14 protein-coding genes are annotated in these 18,416 nt (G+C 72.2%); 11 read left to right on the forward strand and 3 right to left on the reverse strand.

The features are described 5' to 3' along the window. The first annotated feature begins 29 nt into the window (after window positions 1–29). From ACZ5D2_RS34520 to ACZ5D2_RS34545, 6 genes are all read left to right on the forward strand, one after another. Window positions 30–422, forward strand: coding sequence for a cupin domain-containing protein (locus ACZ5D2_RS34520; RefSeq protein WP_468934945.1), 393 nt, complete (start codon window positions 30–32; stop codon window positions 420–422). A 194-nt stretch (window positions 423–616) separates the two neighbouring features. After that, window positions 617–2,848, forward strand: a complete 2,232-nt coding sequence (locus ACZ5D2_RS34525) for an MMPL family transporter (protein ID WP_468934948.1) — start codon at window positions 617–619, stop codon at window positions 2,846–2,848. Window positions 2,849–2,875: 27 nt separating this feature from the next. Further along, a complete protein-coding gene (locus ACZ5D2_RS34530) occupies window positions 2,876–3,430 on the forward strand; it encodes a GNAT family N-acetyltransferase (RefSeq protein WP_468934951.1) in 555 nt (184 codons plus the stop codon). A 103-nt stretch (window positions 3,431–3,533) separates the two neighbouring features. Further along, entirely contained in the window at window positions 3,534–4,181 is a 648-nt protein-coding gene (locus ACZ5D2_RS34535) for a hypothetical protein (protein WP_371676536.1), read from the forward strand. A 189-nt stretch (window positions 4,182–4,370) separates the two neighbouring features. Next, a complete protein-coding gene (locus tag ACZ5D2_RS34540) occupies window positions 4,371–4,535 on the forward strand; it encodes a hypothetical protein (RefSeq protein WP_371676535.1) in 165 nt (54 codons plus the stop codon). Between the two features lie 32 nt (window positions 4,536–4,567). Then, window positions 4,568–7,678 (forward strand): helix-turn-helix transcriptional regulator, encoded by a 3,111-nt coding sequence (locus ACZ5D2_RS34545; protein ID WP_468934993.1) that lies wholly within the window; start codon window positions 4,568–4,570, stop codon window positions 7,676–7,678. Here ACZ5D2_RS34545 and ACZ5D2_RS34550 read toward each other — a convergent pair. The 3 genes from ACZ5D2_RS34550 to ACZ5D2_RS34560 all read right to left on the reverse strand — a co-directional run bounded on the left by ACZ5D2_RS34550 (window position 7,675) and on the right by ACZ5D2_RS34560 (window position 10,383). Then, on the reverse strand, window positions 7,675–7,887 hold the full coding sequence (locus tag ACZ5D2_RS34550) for a DUF6191 domain-containing protein (RefSeq protein ID WP_468934955.1): 213 nt from the start codon (window positions 7,885–7,887) through the stop codon (window positions 7,675–7,677). The two genes, ACZ5D2_RS34545 and ACZ5D2_RS34550, sit on opposite strands and share 4 nt — an antisense overlap. A 34-nt stretch (window positions 7,888–7,921) precedes the next feature. Further along, entirely contained in the window at window positions 7,922–9,232 is a 1,311-nt protein-coding gene (locus ACZ5D2_RS34555) for a PQQ-dependent sugar dehydrogenase (protein WP_468934958.1), read from the reverse strand. A gap of 143 nt (window positions 9,233–9,375) precedes the next feature. Next, entirely contained in the window at window positions 9,376–10,383 is a 1,008-nt protein-coding gene (locus ACZ5D2_RS34560; protein ID WP_371676531.1) for an aldo/keto reductase, read from the reverse strand. Window positions 10,384–10,456: 73 nt separating this feature from the next. Here ACZ5D2_RS34560 and ACZ5D2_RS34565 point away from each other — a divergent pair, with 73 nt between their 5' ends. The 5 genes from ACZ5D2_RS34565 (at window position 10,457) to ilvC (ending at window position 18,377) form a co-directional block, all read left to right on the forward strand. Next, complete coding sequence (locus ACZ5D2_RS34565) at window positions 10,457–11,404, forward strand: 2-hydroxyacid dehydrogenase (protein WP_468934962.1); 948 nt, start codon at window positions 10,457–10,459, stop codon at window positions 11,402–11,404. A gap of 237 nt (window positions 11,405–11,641) precedes the next feature. Beyond that, window positions 11,642–14,548 carry a putative bifunctional diguanylate cyclase/phosphodiesterase gene (locus ACZ5D2_RS34570; RefSeq protein WP_468934997.1) on the forward strand — a complete coding sequence of 969 codons (2,907 nt, stop codon included), beginning with the start codon at window positions 11,642–11,644 and terminating at the stop codon, window positions 14,546–14,548. A gap of 227 nt (window positions 14,549–14,775) precedes the next feature. After that, window positions 14,776–16,662 (forward strand): acetolactate synthase large subunit, encoded by a 1,887-nt coding sequence (locus ACZ5D2_RS34575; RefSeq protein WP_371676529.1) that lies wholly within the window; start codon window positions 14,776–14,778, stop codon window positions 16,660–16,662. Window positions 16,663–16,694: 32 nt separating this feature from the next. Then, on the forward strand, window positions 16,695–17,219 hold the full coding sequence (ilvN, locus tag ACZ5D2_RS34580; protein WP_030236168.1) for an acetolactate synthase small subunit: 525 nt from the start codon (window positions 16,695–16,697) through the stop codon (window positions 17,217–17,219). A gap of 156 nt (window positions 17,220–17,375) precedes the next feature. Further along, window positions 17,376–18,377, forward strand: a complete 1,002-nt coding sequence (ilvC, locus tag ACZ5D2_RS34585; protein WP_030236170.1) for a ketol-acid reductoisomerase — start codon at window positions 17,376–17,378, stop codon at window positions 18,375–18,377. Window positions 18,378–18,416: the final 39 nt, after the last annotated feature.

The raw sequence follows: 18,416 nt of genomic DNA on the forward strand, positions 1-18,416 counted from the left end.
CGCTTCCACAACTGCAATAGCCTCGGCCCGTGAACGACGAAACCGTGATCTACACCGGCAAGGCCGCGCCCGACGCCGCCGCCGACCGGGGCTGGCTGCTCGGTCACTTCAAGGAGCCCGGCGACCCCCGCCACAGCGAGGACGTCGAGATCAAGTGGGGCGTCCACCCCAAGGGCGAGGAACGCGCCCGGTGGGTCACCGGTGAACACCGCACCGCGCTCCAGGTCCTCATCAGCGGCCGGTTCCGGCTGGAGTTCCCCGGCCGGACCGTGGTCCTCGCCGAGCAGGGGGACTACGTGGTCTGGGGGCGCGGGGTCGACCACTCCTGGTACGCCGAGGAGGACGCGGTGGTCCTCACCGTGCGCTGGCCCTCGGTCCCCGGCTACCGCGCCGACCCGCCTTCCGTCCCGCCCGCCCCCTGACCGGGAGCCCCGCACCCGCGCGGGCCTGTGACGATGCACACGAAATGCGCCAAGGATCACCGAACGCTGAGATCGTGGCGTTTTGAGGTGTAGACCACCCCGCCTTTTCACAAATCCAGCAGTTCACGAGTTCACGAGTTCTTTGCGTCGGGCCGCCTCCCGCTGAAGATCCGAACCACCAGGGAGCACGTCCGTTGGCAGCAATCGCACGGTGGTGCATGCGGCACCGACTGGTCACCGTCCTGATCTGGCTGCTCGCCCTCGGCGCCACCGCCGCCGCGGCCGGCGCGGCCGGAACCGCGTTCTCCAACGACTACGAGGTTCCCGGCACGGAGTCGGCGAAGGCCAACGCCCTCCTGCGGGAGGGTTTCCACGGTCAGGGCGGTGACACCGACACCATCGTGTGGCGGACCCCGGACCACCAGAACGCGCGGACCCCGGACGTCGAACGGCGCATGACCCGGGCCCTGGACGCCGTCGCCGCCCTGCCCGGCGTCGGATCGGTCGTCGGGCCCTACGGGCCGGGCCCCGCCGGCGCCGCGCAGATCAGCCCCGACGGCCGCACCGCCTACGCCGTCGTCACCTTCGACCGGCCGGCCGACTCCGTACCCCGCTCCCAGGCCAAGGCGGTCGTGGACACGGTCCGCGACCCGGCCACCCGGGCCGACGGACTCCAGGTCGAACTCGGCGGCCGCGCGATAGGGCTGACCGAGGCGCCCAGCGCCCACCTCGCCGAGGTCATCGGCGTCGTCATCGCCGCCGTGGTCCTCTTCCTCGCCTTCGGCTCCCTCGCCGCGAGCCTGCTGCCCATCGCGACCGCCCTGGTGAGCGTCGGCAGCGCCTACTTCGCAATCACCCTCCTCGGGCACGCCATGCCCGTCGCCGACTTCGCGCCGATGCTGGGCACGCTCGTCGGCCTCGGTGTGGGCATCGACTACGCCCTGTTCATCGTCACGCGGCACCGCAAGGGGCTGACCCGCGGGCTCACCGTCGCCGAGGCCGCCGAGAACGCCGTCGCCACCACGGGCCGTGCCGTCGTCTTCGCCGGGGCCACCGTCTGCATAGCCCTGCTCGGCATGCTGGTGCTGCGGCTGGACTTCCTCGACGGCGTCGCGCTGGCCGCCTCCCTCACCGTGGTCCTCACGGTGGCGGCCTCCGTCACCCTGCTGCCCGCCCTCCTCTCGTACATAGGCCCCCGGGCCCTCTCGCGCCGCGAACGCCGCAAACTCGCCGCCGAGGGCCCCCGCCCGGAGTCGCCCACCGGATTCGCAGCCCGCTGGTCCGCCTTCGTGGAGCGCCACCCCAAGCCGCTCGGCCTGCTCGCCACGCTGGTCATGCTGGTGCTGGCACTGCCCACCCTCTCGCTCCACCTCGGCACCTCCGACCAGGGCAACAATCCGGCCGGATCCACCACCCGCAAGGCGTACGACCTGCTGGCCGAGGGGTTCGGGCCCGGCACGAACGGCCCGCTCGCGATCGTCGCCCGCCTCGACGGGGCCGGCGACCACGTCGCCGTCGACCGGCTGACCGAGGCCCTGCGCACCACCGGGAACGTCGCCTCCGCCGGTCCCGCCGTCTTCAACCGCAGCGGAGACACCGCCGTCCTCACGGTCGTACCGCGGTCCGCGCCGCAGTCCCGGGCCACGAGCGAGCTGGTCGACACCCTGCGCCGGGACGTCATCCCGCGCGCCGCGCAGGGCAGCACCATGGAGGCCCACGTCGGCGGCGTGACGGCCGGCTACGACGACTTCGCCGGGGTGATCGTCGGCAAGCTGCCCCTCTTCGTCGGGGTGGTCATCACCCTGGGCTGCCTGCTCCTGTTGCTGGCCTTCCGCTCCCTCGGCATCCCGCTCAAGGCGGCCGCCATGAACGTCGCGGCCGTCGCCTCGTCCTTCGGCGTGGTCGTCGTGATCTTCCAATGGGGCTGGGGGAGCGAGCTGCTGGGCCTCGGCAGCGCCGGCCCGATCGAGCCCTTCCTCCCGGTGATCATGGTCTCCGTGCTGTTCGGGCTCTCCATGGACTACCAGGTGTTCCTGGTCAGCCGGATGTACGAGGAATGGCTGGAGACCGGTGACAACCGGCGGGCCGTCCGGGTGGGACTCGCCGAGACCAGCCGGGTGATCAACTCCGCGGCCGTCATCATGATCTCCGTCTTCCTCGCGTTCGTGCTCAGCGGCGACCGCCTCATCGCGATGTTCGGCATCGCCCTCGCCGCCGCCGTCGCGCTGGACGCCTTCGTCCTGCGCACCCTGCTCGTCCCCGCCCTCATGCACCTGCTCGGCGGGGCGAACTGGTGGATACCCCGCTGGCTGGACCGCCGGCTGCCCCGCATCAGCATCGAACCCCCGGAGTGCCGCCCCCGTGCGACACTTCCGACGCAGCGGCCGAACGCGGACCACGCGCCCTCGGCCCCCCTTTCCCGCTGACCGGTTACGAGCCGCAAGGAAGCACGCATGTTCGCGATAGACCTCGCCGACGACGCCCAGCTGTTCCCGCTGGAGATCTGGCACGCCGAGGAGTTCCTGGCCCACATCGACCGCGGCCGCGAGTTCATCGGCCGGTACGTCGGCTTCCCGGACCGCGCCACCGACCTCGAATCCGCCCGCCGCCTGCTCGGCTCGAACGCGGAGTCCGCGGCCGCCGACGGACGCCGCCTGTACGGCATCCGCGTGGACGGCACCCTCGTCGGCGGGGTCCTCTTCCCGAACTTCGACGCCGCCTCCGGCAACTGCGAGGTCGGCTGCTGGATGGAGCCCGCCGGGGCCGGCCGCGGCCTGGTCACCAAGGCCTGCCGGGTCCTGATCGACTGGGCCGTGCGGGAGCGCGGCATGCACCGCGTGGAATGGCACGTCGCCTCCGGCAACAAGAAGAGCATCGCGGTCGCCGGGCGCCTCGGCATGACCCGCGAGGGCGTCATGCGGCAGAGCCACCTCCACCGCGGGGTCCGCCAGGACATCGAGGTCTGGTCGCTCCTGGCCCACGAATGGACCGACACCCCCGCCGTGTAGCCGCCGGGGCCGCGGGCGTTTCACCGGGCCCGCGGCCCGCCGGCCGCCCCGGGCCGTGAGCCCTCTCAGGAACCTCTCAGAAACGCCGCCTACGGTGCCCGCCATGGACACCACGAAGACCCTCGCCCCGACCGTCGCCGAGACGGACGCCGCCGAGGAGCAGGCGGCGCCGGACACTGCGGCCGCCACCACCGCGGCCGACGAGGCCGCCCCCGCCGACGCGACCACCGGGTCCGCCGCACGGGACGCCGCCGACGGCGGAACCGCGGCCGGCGCCGAGGCCGCCGGGGACGCGGACGAGGAGTTCGACGAGGACGGGGCGGACCGGGAGGACGGGGAGGACGCCGGGCACGGCTCCGGAGTCGGCGCCGCGGCCTCCGCCATCGTCGCCGCCGGCCTCGGGCTCGTCGCCCTCAGCGGCAGCTGGGTGTCCCGTGTGATCGCCGAACGCCAGACGCTCATCGGCCAGATCGAGTCGGTCAACGCGACCACCGCCAAGGAGAAGATCGCCGCCCTGTACGGCGACGCCTGGCACATGACCGCCCTCGTCAACGGTGTCCTGTCCACCCTCGCCCTCCTCCTCGCCGCCTTCGTCCTCGCCCGCCCCGCCTTCGGCACCCCCGGCCGGGTGCTGCCGGTCTGGGTCCGCTCCGTCTCCTGGGCCGCCGTCGCCCTCGGCGTCCTCGGCGTCCTGGTGTTCGGCCTCATGTACTTCGACCTCCTCGTGGCCCTCCCGACGGCCGCCCAGTAGGCACCGCCTTACGCCCGCTCCACTCCCTCTCAGGCCGGACCTAAGTCCCTTCGGGGATCCTGGGTCCGGTACTAAGGCCCCCCGCACCGCAGAGATGCGGCATGAGCCCCATGCGGCGGACCCCTCTGGGAAGCGAATCTTGGATCACACCGAACGAGGTGCCGGAGAAACGCGACAAGGGAGTACGAGATGTTCGAGTACGAGATGGCCACCGCCCGCCGCGCCGACCTCATCCGCGAGGCCGACCGCTTCCGGATGGTCCAGCTGGCCAAGCAGGCCGACCGCGCCTCTCGCGGCCAGGAATCCGAAAGGACGGCGAGAGGACACCGCAGCCTCTTCACCCGCGCCGCGTAAACAGCGTCGCGGAACAGGTGAGCTGACGCGTGATGAGAAGCGCAGCGATAAGCAGTGCCGCCGACCCGCACCTCTGTGCGATCCTCGGCGGTGTGGAAACCAGATCCGTCAGCCCGGTGTTCGTCGGCCGAGCCGACGAACTGGCCGCACTCGTGGACGCCCTGACCCGCGCCGCCGAACAGGAGCCGCAGGCCCTGCTCATCGGCGGAGAGGCCGGGGTCGGCAAGACCCGGCTGACCGAGGAGTTCCTCGGTGAGGCCGCCCGCCGCGGAGCCGTGGTGGCGGTCGGAGGCTGTGTGGAGATCGGGGCGGAGGGACTTCCCTTCGCCCCGTTTTCGACTGCCCTGCGCACCCTGCTCCGCCAGCTGCCCGACGAACTCGCCGCCGCGGCCGCCGGCCAGGAGGACGAACTCGCCCGGATCCTCCCCGAACTCGGCGAGACCCCCCGCGGCCCGCACGACGAGGAGAGCACCGCCCGGCTCTTCGAGCTGACGGCCAGGATGCTGGAACGCCTCGCCGCCCACCGCACCGTCGTCCTCGTCCTCGAAGACCTCCACTGGGCCGACACCTCCACCCGGCACCTGCTCGCCTACCTCCTGCGCACCCTCGGCAGCGGCCGCCTCGTCCTCGTCGCCACCTACCGGGCCGACGACATCCACCGCCGCCACCCGCTGCGCCCCCTCCTCGCCGAACTCGACCGGCTGCGCACCGTCCAGCGGATCGAACTGCGCCGCTTCAACCGGGCCGAGGTCCGCCGCCAGCTCGCCGGGATCCTCGCCACCCAGCCCGAAGAGAGCTTCGTGGACTCCGTCTTCGACCGCTCCGACGGCAACGCCTTCTTCGTCGAGGAACTCGTCGCCTCCCGCGAGAGCGGCTGCCGCACCGGGCTCACCGAATCCCTGCGCGACCTGCTGCTCGTCCGCGTCGAAGTCCTCCCCGACGCCGCCCAGCGGGTGGTGCGCGTCGTCGCCGAGGGCGGCTCCACCGTCGAGTACGCCCTGCTGCGCGCCGTGGTCCAGCTCGGCGAGGACGAACTGATCGAGGCCCTTCGGGCGGCCGTCGGCGCCAACATCCTCCTCGCCACCTCCGACGGCGACGGCTACCGCTTCCGCCACTCCCTCGTCCGCGAGGCCGTCAGCGACGACCTGCTCCCCGGCGAGCGCGCCCGCGTCAACCGGCGCTACGCCGAGGCCATGGAAGCCGACGAGAGCCTGGTGCGCGCCGAGGAGCGGGTCATCCGGCTGGCCAACTACTGGTACGCGGCGAACAGCCCGGCCAAGGCCCTGCCCGCCGTCCTCGCCGCCTCCGTCACCGCCCGCCGCCGGCACGCCTACTCCGAGCAGCTCAGCCTGCTGGAGCGAGCCATGGAACTGTGGGAAAGCACCCCCGAGGAGGTCCGGGAGGAACTGCGCCCCGCGGACTACACCGACGTGTACCCGCCCTGCGGCTGCGACCCGGAGACCACCCCGCTCCAGCGCCTCGACCTGTTCGCCGAGGCCACCGTCGCCGCCCGGTTCGGCGGCGAACGTGAACGCGCCCTGAAACTCGTCAAGCTCGCCCTGCGGATCCTCGACGAGGACGGCTCCGACCCGCTGCGGGCCGCCTGGTTCTGGACCGAGCGCTCCCGGCTGGTGGCCAACCTCGCCCGGGGCGACGGCTGGGAGGAGATCGCCAGGGCGCAGGAACTGGTCAAGGGGCTGCCCCCGTCCCAGGTGCACGCCGACGTCCTGGTCCGCGCCGCCGGCTGGGGCATGCTCCACAACCCCGGCCCCGCCAACCTCGCCGCCGCCGAACGCGCCGTCGAGTACGCGCGGATGGTCGGGGCCGAGGAGACCGAGCTCAACGCACGGATCACCCACGGCAGCCTGCTCGCCGACTCCGGCGACCCGGACGCCGGACTCGCCGAGATCCACGAAGTCCTGCTCCGCGCCTCGGAACTCGGATTCACCCTGCTCGCAGGTCGTGCTCACATCAACCTCAGCTCTCAACTCGAAGGACTCGGACGGTCCCGGGAAGCGGTGGAACTGGCCGAACAAGGGATCCGGCTCGTCGCCAAATCCCGGCTCCTGGACACCGAAGCCTGGCTCCGCGGCAACATGGCGGAGAGCCTGTACAGCCTCGGCCGCTGGGACGAGGCCGCCACGGAGGCCCGCCGCACCCTGCGCGACGGCCAGGGCGCACCCCCGCGCGGCACCGCCGCCGCACACCTGGTCCACCTGGCCCTGGCCCGTGGCGAACTGACCGAGGCAGCCCACCAGCTGGCCGCCGCCCACACCCACTTCGGCACCCACGACGCCCAGCCCCAGCACCGGCTGCCGCTCTACCGGCTGGCGATCGGCATCGCCGAGGGCGAAGGCCGGATCGCCGACGTCCGCGCCGAGACCGCCGAGGCCGTCGCCCTCGGGTTCGCGCTCGGCCAGCACCGCTACGCCTGGCCGCTGCTGCTGGCCTCCGCCTCCGCCGAGGCCGACGCCCGCGGCCTGCCCGCCGCCGACGAGGGCCGCGAGGCGGCCCTGACGACGCTCCGCACCGGCGCCAAGGGCCTGCCGACGCCGGCACCCGTCTGGGCCGCCCACGCCGAGTACCTGCGGGCCGAACTGCTCCGCGCCGAGGACCGCGACACCCTCGCCGACTGGACCGCGGTCGAGGCCGCCGTCCGCCCGCTCCAGCGCCCCTACCTGCTGGCCCGGGCCCGCCACCGCCTCGCCGAGGCGATGCTGGCCTGCGGCACCGACCGGGAGGAGGCCGCCGACCTGCTGCGCGACGCCCACAACGCCGCCGACCGGCTCGGCGCCCGCCGCCTCCGCGAGGAGCTGGCCCTGCTCGCCCAGCGCGCCCGGCTCCCGCTGACCGCCGACGACACCGGCCCGCACCGGCCCGGCCGGGACACCGCCGACCCCCTGGAGGCCCTCGGCCTGACCAGCCGCGAGCGCGACGTCCTGCGCCTGGTCGCCACGGGGAGCACCAACCGGCAGATCGCCGAGGAACTCTTCATCTCCCCGAAGACGGCCAGCGTGCACGTCTCGAACATCCTGGCCAAGCTGGGCGTCGCCGGCCGGGGCGAGGCCGCCGCACTCGCCCACAGGCTGCGCCTGTTCACCCCCGTGGAGCCGGAGCCCGCCACCCCGGCGGGCCGCGGCTAGTGCGCTGACCGGGGCGCGTCCGCGGCCGCCTCCGGCCCGTCCTCCCTCGGACGTATGAGCACCCGGCCGGAGTCGAGGTCTATCGGGCCCCGTCCCGGATCGCCGTCACCGACGTCGGTCCGGGACAGCTCCAGTCGTTCACGTTCCTCGTGCGCATGCCGAGAACCGGGGTTGAAGAGCTCCTGGATCGCGTTGAACACCGTGCCCACCGTGCCTTTCCGCCCCCCTCCGGGGCCGCTCGGGTCACCGCACCGTCAGGGTCAGGATCCTGTCGTCGCCCGCTTCCGGCGACCCGCGCCCGTCCGTCTCGCTCGTGACCAGCAGCAAGCGGTCCCCGCCGAGGGACACCACCGTCCGCAGCCGCCCGTACTTCCCCTGGAGGAAGGCCTCCGGCTCCGCCACGGGCACGGCACCCTTCAAAGGGATCCGCCACAGCCGCTCGCCCTTCAGCCCGGCCATCCACATCGAGCCCTGCGCCCAGGCGATCCCGCTCGGAGACGCCTCGTCCGGCTTCCACACCGCCACCGGATCCCGGAACCCCGCCCGGCCCGCCTTCCCCTCCACCTCCGGCCAGCCGTAGTTGCCGCCCGGCTCGATCAGGTTCAGCTCGTCCCAGGTGTTCTGGCCGAACTCGGCCGCCCAGAGCCGCTTGTCCTTGTCCCAGGCGAGGCCCTGCACATTGCGGTGCCCGTACGAGTACACGACGGAATCGGCCTCCGGATTGCCGTGCACCGGTTGTCCGTCCGGGGTCATCCGCAGGATCTTGCCGCCCAGCGACTTCCTGTCCTGGGCCAGCGCGGTGTCCCCGGTCTCGCCGGTGCCCGCGTAGAGCATCCTGTCCGGCCCGAAGGCGATCCGGCCGCCGTTGTGGACGACGCCCTTGGGGATGCCCCGCAAGACCGTGTCGGGTGCGCCCAGCTGCTGCCCGGCCTGCCTCTGCTCGTCGTACCGCATCCGGGCGATGCGGTTGTCGGACTCGGTCGTGAAGTACGCGTACACCAGCCGGTCCGAGGCGAACGTGGGGGACAGGGCCAGGCCCAGCAGCCCGCCCTCCCCGCCCGGCGCGACCCCGGGCACCCTGCCGATCTGCGTCACCGCCCCCGTGTCCGTCCGGACCCGGCTGATGGTGCCCTTGTCACGGGAGGCGACCAGCAGGTCCCCGCCCGGCAGCGGGGCCACGCCCCAGGGGGACTCCAGGCCCTTGGCCACCTCCCCCGACACCGTCACCGAGCCCCGGGCCGGAGGTGCCCCCGCGTCCTGCGCCGTCCCCGAAGGCCCCGGCGAGGCCGTTCCCGGCGGAGACCCGGGTGGGGAGCCGCCCGCCCCGCTCGGCACACCGCCGGAGGAGCAGCCGGCCGTCAGCAGGACCCCGCACCCCGCCAGCGCGAGCGCCACCGGCACGCCCCGACCGCGCGGTCCCGGTCCGGCGCGGCGCCCCGCACCGGCGTCCCGCTCCCCTCCGGCCCCCGCCTCCCCGATCCCGCCGTCCGAGGTCCCGTACGCCCCGTTCCCGTACGCCCCGCTGCCGTCCCGCCGGTTCCGTCCGTATCGCATGGTCCCGCTCCCCTCCGGTCCGCCGATCCCGCCTTCCACCCCTCTCAACAGGTCCGGCACATCCTGAAGTTCCACCGCTCGTACACCCGATCGAGTGGTTGTGCGGGATCAGGCCGGACCGTCCGGTCGGCCCGCGCCCCGGCTCACTCCCAGGCACCCACCGCCGCCGGCAGCGCCGCGATCTCGGCCAGTTCCCCGGCCGTCAGCCGCACCTCCGCCGCCCGGGCGTTCTCCGCGGCCCAGCGCGCCCGCTCCGCCCCCGGCACCGGCACCACGTGCGGCCCCTGCGCCAGCACCCACGCCAGCGCCACCTGCGCCGGCGTGACCTCCGGCCCGTGCCGCAGCGCCACCCGACGCAGCGCCGCCACCAGCACCTGGTTCGAGGCCATGGCGTGCGCCGTGAACCGGGGATGCCGCGCCCGCACGTCCGCGTCCTCGAACCCCTGCCCGGGCGTCAGCGTCCCCGTCAGGAACCCGCTCCCCAGCGGCATCGCCGCCAGCATCCCCACGCCCCGCGCCGCGCACCACGGCAACAGCTGCCACGCGGCCTCCGGCGACCACACCGACAGCTCCGCCTGCACCGCGGTCACCGGGAACACCTGCTGGACCCGCTCCAACTGCCGCACCGTCGACCGGTAGCCCCGGTCCCCGCGCCGTCCGGCCCCGGGCCCGGCCCCCGCGCCCAGCGCGCAGAACCCGAGCGACCGCACCTTCCCCGCGCCGACCAGCTCCGCCATGGCGCCCCAGGTCTCCTCCACCGGCACGTCCGGATCCACCCGGTGCAACTGGTACAGGTCTATGACGTCGGTCCGCAGCCGCCGCAGCGAGGCGTCGCACGCCCGGCGCACGTACCCCGGCCGCCCGTCGGCCACCACGTGCTGCTCACCGGCGCGCAGCCCCACCTTGGCGGACACGAAGGCCTCGGCCCGCCGCTCCCGCAGCACCCGTCCGACCACCAGCTCGTTGGTGAACGGCCCGTACAGGTCAGCGGTGTCCAGGAGGTTGGCCCCCAGGTCCAGCGCCGTGTGCACCGTCCGCAGCGACTCCTCGCCCCGGCGTCGTGAAGGCGCGTAGGCCCAGCTCATCGGCATGCACCCGAGCCCGATGGCTCCGACCGTCAGCGGCCCGGCCCCGATCGCCCTGCGCTCCACCCCTGCGTCCCCCTCCCGGTACGGACCTCAAAGTAACGGCTTGATCCAGTTCCCTTCGCATAGCCTCGTGATCATGACTGCTGCGACCGGGGACGTCTGGCTCCCCTTCCCCGCCGAGGAGATCGAGGGTCTCCCCACCTCCTTCCGCTACCGACGGTGGGACGGTGAGGAATCGTTCCCGGCCGACCCGGCCGACTGTGTCTTCTACGTCACGCCGTACATGAAGTCCCGGGCCGTCACCCTGCGCCCGCTCGCCGGAATGTCCGCCCTGAGGGTCGTCCAGACGCTCACCGCGGGCATCGACCACCTCGCCGGCGGCCTCGACGGGCTGCCCTCCGGAGTCCGGGTCTGCAACGCCCGCGGCGTCCACGAGGCGAGCACCGCGGAGCTCGCCCTCACCCTGACCCTCGCCTCCCTGCGCGGCATCCCCGGCATGGTGCGCGGCCAGGACCGCGAGGAATGGCACGGCGGCTTCTACGGGGCCCTCGCCGACAAGGCCGTCCTGATCGTCGGCTACGGGTCGATCGGTGCGGCCGTCGAGGACCGGCTGATCCCCTTCGAATGCGGGTCCGTCACCCGTGTGGCCCGCTCCGCCCGCGACGCTCCGCACGGCCCGGTGCACGCCCTGGCCGACCTGCCCCGCCTGCTGCCGGACGCGGACGTGGTGATCCTCTGCACCCCGCTGACCGAGGACACCCGGGGCCTGGCCGGCGCGGGCTTCCTCGCCCGGATGAAGGACGGGGCCCTGCTCGTGAACGTCGCGCGCGGCCCCGTCGTCGACACCGAGGCCCTCCTGGCGGAACTGCTACCCGGCCGGCTGCGCGCCGCGCTCGACGTCACGGACCCCGAACCGCTGCCGCCGGGCCACCCGCTCTGGCACGCCCCGAACGTCCTGATCACCCCCCATGTGGGCGGCAGCAGCTCGGCGTTCGAACCCAGGGCGAAGCGGCTGGTCGCCCGCCAGCTCACCCGGTTCGCCGCCGGGGAGCCCGTGGACAACACCGTCCTGGTCACGGACTAGATCACGCCGCACACGGTCCACAACCACCCGTATGCGCGGGGTGTCCACAACACTCCCGGTGGTGACGGAGAGTAGAGAGGCTATGTCGCTGAGTGACGAAAGTGGTGTATCGTCCGGAACCAGGGGCTGCGCCACGTACGTCTGGCGCTGGGGAGTGATCGGACACTTTGGGGGGCGACGGGCGATGTACGGCCAATGGACGAAGGATCCGATGCGGCAGAGCCGCCGGAGGCGACGATGGGGCGCGCCGGAACCAGCCGGCGAGGGGGACCGGTGAACCCCCCGGGGGCGGCGCTGCTGACCCGGCCGCCCGTGGCGGGCGGCGGCGGGGGCCTGGCGGCGCAGCTCCTCCTCGCGGTGGTCAGCGGCGGGTACGCCGTGGGAGCCGCCCTCGGCTGGGGGTCCGAGGAACTCGCCAAGGTCATGGGCGACTTCGGCCTCAGTACGGCAGGGTTACTGGCCGCCGTCTCCTGCTACCACTACGCCAGGACGATCGACCGGCGTGAGCGCCCCGCCTGGCTGATGTTCGCGTTCTCCTCGCTCATGGGAGCCCTCGGGAACGCCGTCTGGGGCTGGTACGAGGTCATCCTCGGCCAGACGGTCCCCGAGCCCTCGCTCGCCGACTTCGCCTTCCTCTGCTTCGCCCCGCCCGCCATCGTGGGCCTGCTCGTCCTCGCCAAACGCCCTGTCACCCGGGCCGGCTGGGTCTGTCTCGGACTCGACTCCTGGCTCATCGGCGGCTCGCTCCTGACCCTCTCGTGGAGCCTGGCCCTCGCCAACGCCGCGCGCACCGCCCAGTCCGGAGAGCCCGGCAGCGTCCCGCGCGCCGCGCTCTCGCTCGCGTACCCGCTCCTGGACATCGCGCTCGTCTCGATGGTCCTGGTCCTGCACTTCCGCCGTTCCGCGAACAACCGCTCCGCCGTCAACACGGCCATCGCGGCGCTCGCCCTGACCGTCCTGAGCGACGCGCTGTTCACCTCGCCGCTGCTGAACACCACCTACCGCTCCGGCGAGATCCTCGACGCCGGCTGGTTCGCCGGCTCCCTGCTGCTCGCCTACGCGCCCTGGGGGGCCCGCCGGACCGACGGCGTCGACCGGGCCGCGCCCCCGCGCGCGGAACGGCCCCACAGCCGTCCCATCACCGGCTCGCTGCCCGCCCTCACTCCCTACCTCGCCGCCGCCGTCTGCACCCTCGGGATCCTCTACAACGTCGTCGACGGCCGGAAGGTCGACCGGATGGTCGTCTTCACCGGCTGCACCGTGGTCCTCGCCCTCGTCATCCGTCAGGGCATCATGCTCCTCGACAACATCGCGCTCACGCAGGAACTGGCCCAGAAGGAGAACCACTTCCGCTCCCTGGTCCAGGGCTCCAGCGACGTCATCATGATCGCCGCGCCCACCGGGACCCTGCGCTACGTCAGCCCCGCCGCGGCCGGGGTCTACGGCCGCGAGGCGGAGGAGCTCATCGGCAGCGAGCTGGCCAGCCTGATCCATCCCGACGACCTCGGACGCGTGGTCCACGAGGTGCGCCGCTTCCTGGCCGCAGCGCCCGCCGAGGAGCCGACGACCCGCATCGAGTGCCGGTTCGAATCGGGCAGCGGTGAATGGCTCAACGTGGAGTCCACCGTCAACCGGCACCAGGGCGGGCTCATCCTCAACAGCCGGGACGTCACCGAGCGGGTCCGCCTCCAGGCCCAGCTCCAGCACAGCGCCGAACACGACCCGCTGACCGACCTGCCCAACCGGGCCCTGTTCACCCGCCGGGTCCGCCAGGCGCTCACCGGCCGCCGGGCCGGGGACCACAGCACCGCCGTGCTCTTCATCGACCTGGACGGCTTCAAGGCGGTCAACGACACCATCGGCCACCAGGCCGGCGACGAGCTGCTCGTCGAGGCCGCCCACCGCCTCCAGGACGCCGTCCGGGCGGGGGACACCGCGGCCCGGCTCGGCGGGGACGAGTTCGCCGCCCTGATCCTCGGCGACGGCAGCCGCGACCGCAGTGCCCGCGAGTACCAGGTGCACGAGATCGCCGAGCGGTTGCGCAGCACCCTCTCCCAGCCCTACCGCATCGGGGGCAGTGAGGTCAGGGTCGCCGCCAGCATCGGTGTGGCCTTCGCCGACCCCGGCATCACCCCTTCGGACCTGATGCGCAACGCGGATCTGGCGATGTACCGGGCCAAGGCCGGCGGCAAGGACCGCGTCGAGCTGTACGCCCCCCAGATGCAGGCCGAGGTCGTCCGCAAGGCCGAGCTGGCGGGCCGGCTGCGCACCGCGCTCCACGAGGGCGATTTCGCCCTGTTGCACCAGCCCGTGGTCTCGCTGGCCACCGGTGAGGTCACCGCGGTGGCCGCCCAGGCCCGCTGGCGGTCCGCCCAGGGGATCCTCTTCACGCCGGCCGAATTCCTCCGGGTGGCCGAGCACGGTGAGGCGGGGGCCGCCGGGCAGGACGCCGCGCGCACCGCCGAACTGGGCCGCTGGCTGCTGGAGGAGGCCGTCGAGCGGGCCGCCGAGCGCCACCGGGCCGGACACGACGTACCAGTGGCCGTACGGATGACCGCGCAACGGCTGCTCGACCGGTCCATGCCCCGCGGTTCCGTGGAGGCGCTGCTGGCCCGGCACGGCCTGCCCTCCGGGGCGTTGGTGCTGGAACTGGCCGCCTCCGACCCCAGAGTGCCCTTCGACGAGCTGGAGCGCCGCCTGACGGCCCTGCACCGGCTCGGCGTCCGGATCGCCCTCGACGGCTTCGGCAGCGGCTACGCGGCCATCAGCGCCCTCCGCAGGCTTCCCGTGGACCTCCTCAAGCTGGACCGGGGGCTGGTCGAGGGGGTGGTCGAGTCCGCCCGGCTGCACAAGATCACCGCAGGATTGTTGCGTATCGCAAATGACCTGGGCATGCAGTCCGTGGCGGACGGCCTGGACCTGCCGGAGCAGGTGCTGGCCCTGCGGGCCATGGGGTGCACCCACGGCCAGGGAGCGGCCTTCTCCGGACCACTCGACGAATACAGGCTGCGGCGCGCGCTCGTGAGGAGTACGTTCCCAGTACCGGGCGGTACGGCCCAGCCGGCCTTGGCCGGTGGCTCGTCCGGTGGTTCGATGGTCATCCGTAGAGGCTCAAATAATGAGACGCCCGTCCCACCCGCTTGACATCGACCTCCCGCCGGAGGGAGGGTCAGTGCCATGCGCACCCGAATTCTCGTACTTGGAAAGCGCGTCGGCTGAAGCTGGGACCACCATGTCCCCGCTCAACGCTACCGACGCGCTCCCCTCGCTTGCCACCAGGCACGAGGGGTTTTTTGTTGCACTGGCACACGCCCCCGGTCCTGATCCGGGGGATCCCCGCCCCTCGTAAAACCCTCAGCTTCGAGAAGAGAATGCCGATGACCGAGCAGGCCACCGGGGCCCACCATCCGCAGCCGCGGCCCCGTACGGGTGGACACCAGCCCACCGCAGTTGAGCACGTCACGGGCGCCCAGTCCCTCATCCGCTCTCTCGAAGAGGTGGGGTGCGACACCGTCTTCGGCATCCCGGGCGGCGCCATTCTCCCCGCGTACGACCCGATGATGGACAGCAAGAAGGTCCGTCACATCCTGGTCCGCCACGAGCAGGGCGCCGGACACGCCGCCACCGGCTACGCGCAGGCCACCGGCAAGGTCGGCGTCTGCATGGCCACCTCGGGCCCGGGCGCCACCAACCTGGTCACCCCGATCGCCGACGCGCACATGGACTCCGTCCCGCTCGTCGCCATCACCGGCCAGGTCTCCTCCAAGGCGATCGGCACGGACGCCTTCCAGGAGGCGGACATCGTCGGCATCACGATGCCGATCACCAAGCACAACTTCCTGGTCACCAGGGCCGAGGACATCCCGCGGACGATCGCCGAGGCGTTCCACATCGCCGCCAGCGGCCGTCCGGGCCCGGTCCTGGTGGACATCGCCAAGGACGCCCTCCAGGCGAAGACCACCTTCTCCTGGCCGCCGGCCATGGACCTGCCCGGCTACCGGCCGGTCACCAAGCCGCACGCCAAGCAGATCCGCGAGGCCGCCAAGCTCATCTGTCAGGCCAAGCGCCCGGTCCTGTACGTCGGCGGCGGCGTCATGAAGTCCGGCGCCACGGCCGAACTGAAGGTCCTCGCCGAGCTGACCGGGGTCCCGGTCTGCACCACCCTGATGGCGCTCGGCTCCTTCCCCGACAGCCACCCGCTGCACGTCGGCATGCCGGGCATGCACGGCAGCGTCACCGGCGTCACCTCGCTCCAGAAGTCGGACCTGCTGATCGCGCTCGGCACCCGCTTCGACGACCGCGTCACCGGCAAGCTGGACAGCTTCGCGCCGTTCGCCAAGGTCATCCACGCGGACATCGACCCCGCGGAGATCGGCAAGAACCGCGAGGTCGACGTTCCGATCGTCGGCGACGCCCGCGAGGTCATCGCCGACCTGATCCAGGCCGTCCAGGCCGAGCACACCGAGGGCAACGCGGGCGACTACACCGCCTGGTGGAAGGACCTCAACCGCTGGCGGGACACCTACCCGCTGGGCTACGACCTGCCCGAGGACGGCATGCTGTCCCCCCAGCAGGTCATCGAGCGGATCGGCGCGCTCGCGCCGAAGAGCACGATCTTCGCGGCGGGCGTCGGCCAGCACCAGATGTGGGCCTCGCACTTCGTCAAGTACGAGGAGCCCCGCACCTGGCTGAACTCCGGGGGCGCCGGAACCATGGGCTACGCGGTCCCGGCCGCGATGGGCGCGAAGGTCGGCATGCCGGAGCGCACCGTCTGGGCGATCGACGGCGACGGCTGCTTCCAGATGACCAATCAGGAACTGGTCACCTGCGCGCTGAACAACATCCCGATCAAGGTCGCGATCATCAACAACGGTGCGCTGGGCATGGTCCGCCAGTGGCAGACCCTGTTCTACAACCAGCGGTACTCCAACACCGTGCTGCACGCGGACGAGACCGGCCACGACACCGTCGGCTCCCAGCTCGGCGAGTCCGTCGCACCCCGCAAGGGCACCCGCGTCCCGGACTTCGTCAAGCTGTCCGAGGCCATGGGCTGCGTCGCCCTGCGCTGCGAGGACCCGGCGGACCTGGACAAGGTCATCGCCGAGGCCAACGCGATCAACGACCGCACGGTCGTGATCGACTTCATCGTCCACGAGGACGCCATGGTGTGGCCGATGGTCGCCGCCGGCACCTCCAACGACGAGGTCATGGCAGCCCGGGGCGTCCGCCCCGACTTCGGCGACAACGAAGACGACTGAGCCGAGAGAGCCTGAGAGAGAGAACGCCTCACATGTCCAAGCACACGCTCTCCGTCCTGGTCGAGAACACGCCCGGCATCCTCGCCCGGATCGCCGCGCTGTTCTCCCGCCGCGGGTTCAACATCGACTCCCTCGCGGTCGGCGTCACCGAGCACCCCGACATCTCCCGCATCACCATCGTCGTGAACGTGGAGGACCTCCCGCTGGAGCAGGTGACCAAGCAGCTCAACAAGCTGGTCAACGTGCTCAAGATCGTCGAGCTGGAGCCGCACAACGCCATCGAGCGCGAACTCGTCCTGGTGAAGGTCCGCGCCGACAACGAGACGCGCTCGCAGATCGTCGAGATCGTCCAGCTGTTCCGCGCCAAGACGGTCGACGTCTCCCCGGAGGCCGTCACCATCGAGGCCACCGGCGGCACCGACAAGCTGGGCGCCATGCTCAAGATGCTGGAGCCCTTCGGCATCAAGGAGCTCGTGCAGTCCGGCACCATCGCCATAGGGCGTGGCGGCCGGTCCATCACGGACCGCAGCCTGCGCTCGCTCGACCGCAGTGCCTGACCGCAGCGCCTGACGTCAGAGCCCGGCCGCGGTCGCCCGCCGGCCGCGGCGCTCCGGGGCGCGAATGCCCCGGTTCGAATGGCGAGACCGACAAACTCAGATTCCGTTCCCCGCCGTACGGTGGGAGCAACACCAGCGCACCAAGGAGATATCCCAGTGGCCGAGCTGTTCTACGAGAACGACGCCGACCTGTCCATCATCCAGGGCCGCAAGGTCGCGGTCATCGGTTACGGCAGCCAGGGCCACGCCCACGCGCTGTCGCTCCGTGACTCCGGCGTCGACGTCGTCGTCGGCCTCAAGGAGGGCTCGAAGTCCAAGGCCAAGGCCGAGGAGCAGGGTCTGAAGGTCGTCTCCGTGTCGGAGGCCGCCGAATGGGCGAACGTCATCATGATCCTGACCCCGGACCCGCTCCAGGCCGAGATCTACGAGGAGTCCATCAAGGACCACCTCAAGGAGGGCGACGCGCTCTTCTTCGGCCACGGCTTCAACGTCCGGTACGGCTTCATCAAGCCCCCCACCAACGTCGACGTCGCCCTGGTCGCCCCGAAGGGCCCCGGCCACCTGGTCCGCCGTCAGTACGAGGAGGGCCGCGGCGTTCCGTGCATCGCCGCCGTCGAGCAGGACGCCACCGGCAAGGCCTTCGACCTGGCGCTGTCCTACGCGGCCGGCATCGGCGGCACCCGCGCCGGCGTCATCAAGACGACCTTCACCGAGGAGACCGAGACCGACCTGTTCGGTGAGCAGGCCGTCCTCTGCGGTGGCGCCTCCGCTCTGGTCAAGGCCGGTTTCGAGGTCCTGACCGAGGCCGGCTACCAGCCGGAGATCGCGTACTTCGAGTGCCTGCACGAGCTGAAGCTCATCGTGGACCTCATGTACGAGGGCGGCCTGGAGAAGATGCGCTGGTCGGTCTCCGAGACCGCCGAGTGGGGCGACTACATCACCGGCCCGCGCGTCATCACCGACGCCACCAAGGCCGAGATGAAGAAGGTCCTGGCCGAGATCCAGAGCGGCGAGTTCGCCAACACCTGGATGGCCGAGTACAAGGCGGGTCTGCCGAAGTACAACGAGTACAAGAAGGCCGACGAGGCCCACCTGCTGGAGACCACCGGCAAGAAGCTGCGCAAGCTGATGAGCTGGGTCGACAGCGACGAGAGCTGATCTCGTGGGCGGCGGGGCCGGGACGTGTCGTTCCGGCCC

Source organism: Streptomyces sp. NPDC031479, assembly GCF_055581065.1.

What these genes read in the sequence shown, in the direction of transcription:
- ACZ5D2_RS34575 (WP_371676529.1), top strand. Translation starts at nt 14,776, where the DNA reads ATGCCGATGACCGAGCAGGCCACCGGGGCCCACCATCCGCAGCCGCGG.
- ACZ5D2_RS34535 (WP_371676536.1), top strand. Translation starts at nt 3,534, where the DNA reads ATGGACACCACGAAGACCCTCGCCCCGACCGTCGCCGAGACGGACGCC.
- ACZ5D2_RS34530 (WP_468934951.1), top strand. Translation starts at nt 2,876, where the DNA reads ATGTTCGCGATAGACCTCGCCGACGACGCCCAGCTGTTCCCGCTGGAG.
- ACZ5D2_RS34540 (WP_371676535.1), top strand. Translation starts at nt 4,371, where the DNA reads ATGTTCGAGTACGAGATGGCCACCGCCCGCCGCGCCGACCTCATCCGC.
- ACZ5D2_RS34555 (WP_468934958.1), bottom strand. Translation starts at nt 9,232, where the DNA reads ATGCGATACGGACGGAACCGGCGGGACGGCAGCGGGGCGTACGGGAAC.
- ilvN (WP_030236168.1), top strand. Translation starts at nt 16,695, where the DNA reads ATGTCCAAGCACACGCTCTCCGTCCTGGTCGAGAACACGCCCGGCATC.
- ACZ5D2_RS34570 (WP_468934997.1), top strand. Translation starts at nt 11,642, where the DNA reads ATGGGGCGCGCCGGAACCAGCCGGCGAGGGGGACCGGTGAACCCCCCG.
- ACZ5D2_RS34565 (WP_468934962.1), top strand. Translation starts at nt 10,457, where the DNA reads ATGACTGCTGCGACCGGGGACGTCTGGCTCCCCTTCCCCGCCGAGGAG.
- ACZ5D2_RS34545 (WP_468934993.1), top strand. Translation starts at nt 4,568, where the DNA reads ATGAGAAGCGCAGCGATAAGCAGTGCCGCCGACCCGCACCTCTGTGCG.